This is a genomic window from Kluyvera cryocrescens NBRC 102467 (genome assembly GCF_001571285.1).
GTDB classification, from domain to species: domain Bacteria; phylum Pseudomonadota; class Gammaproteobacteria; order Enterobacterales; family Enterobacteriaceae; genus Kluyvera; species Kluyvera cryocrescens.
The window spans coordinates 1-1,157 of the sequence record NZ_BCTM01000084.1 but is presented as its reverse complement, the minus strand read 5'-3'; the positions used below and the strand labels follow the sequence as shown (position 1 = coordinate 1,157).

Genomic DNA, 1,157 nt, shown 5'->3' with positions numbered 1-1,157 from the left:
TAAATAGCTGCGCGGAATAGTAGATCACTGAAAGGGAACTCAGCCCGGATTGTGCGATCTGATCAATCGCCAAACCAACCAAAACCACCAACCGGACTGAGCGATGCCGATCATAGCACCAATACCCCGTGGCGAACGACGCCTGATGCAGAAAGCTATTCATAAAACGCGCGATAAAAATCATGCCCGCAGACTCACGGCCATGCTGATGCTTCATCGGGGTGAACGGGTCAGCGATGTTGCCAGAACTCTCTGTTGTGCCCGTTCATCCGTTGGTCGCTGGATTAACTGGTTTACGCACTCAGGTATTGAAGGCCTGAAATCCTTACCCGCAGGGCGCTCCCGACGCTGGCCTTTTGAACATATCTGCACCCTGTTACGTGAGCTGATAAAGCATTCTCCCGGCGATTTTGGTTATCAACGTTCACGCTGGAGCACCGAATTACTGGCAATAAAAATCAATGAGATAACCGGTTGCCAGTTACATGCAGGAACCGTTCGCCGCTGGTTGCCATCTGCGGGGCTTGTATGGCGCAGGGCCGCGCCAACTCTGCGTATCCGTGACCCACATAAAGATGAAAAGATGGCGGTAATCCACAAAGCGCTGGATGAATGCAGCGCAGAGCATCCGGTATTTTATGAAGATGAAGTGGATATCCACCTTAATCCTAAAATCGGTGCGGACTGGCAGTTGCGCGGACAGCAGAAACGGGTAGTGACGCCGGGGCAGAACGAAAAATACTATCTGGCCGGCGCACTGCACAGTGGCACGGGTAAAGTCAGCTACGTGGGCGGCAACAGCAAAAGTTCAGCGCTGTTTATCGCTCTGCTGAAGCACCTGAAAGCCACTTACCGGCGGGCGAAAACAATCACGCTGATCGTTGATAACTACATTATCCATAAAAGCCGCGAAACACAGCGCTGGTTGAAAGCAAATCCCAAGTTCAGGGTAATTTACCAGCCGGTTTACTCGCCGTGGGTGAATCATGTGGAACGGCTATGGCAGGCACTTCATGACACGATAACCCGTAATCATCAGTGCCGCTCAATGTGGCAGTTACTGAAAAAGGTCCGCCATTTTATGGAAACCGCCAGCCCATTCCCCGGAGGAAAACATGGTCAGGCAAAAGTGTAGCGGTATTAGGCGCAGCTATTTA

The 1,157-nt window shown here is 51.7% G+C and carries 1 protein-coding gene; it reads left to right on the top strand.

The window, feature by feature from the left end; genetic code table 11:
* Nucleotides 1-103 precede the first annotated feature (103 nt).
* Nucleotides 104-1,135: an IS630-like element ISEc33 family transposase gene (locus tag KCR01S_RS23580; RefSeq protein ID WP_046092923.1), complete on the top strand. Its 1,032-nt coding sequence runs from the start codon at nt 104-106 to the stop codon at nt 1,133-1,135.
* Nucleotides 1,136-1,157 lie beyond the last annotated feature (22 nt).

What these genes read in the sequence shown, in the direction of transcription:
- KCR01S_RS23580 (WP_046092923.1), top strand. Translation starts at nt 104, where the DNA reads ATGCCGATCATAGCACCAATACCCCGTGGCGAACGACGCCTGATGCAG.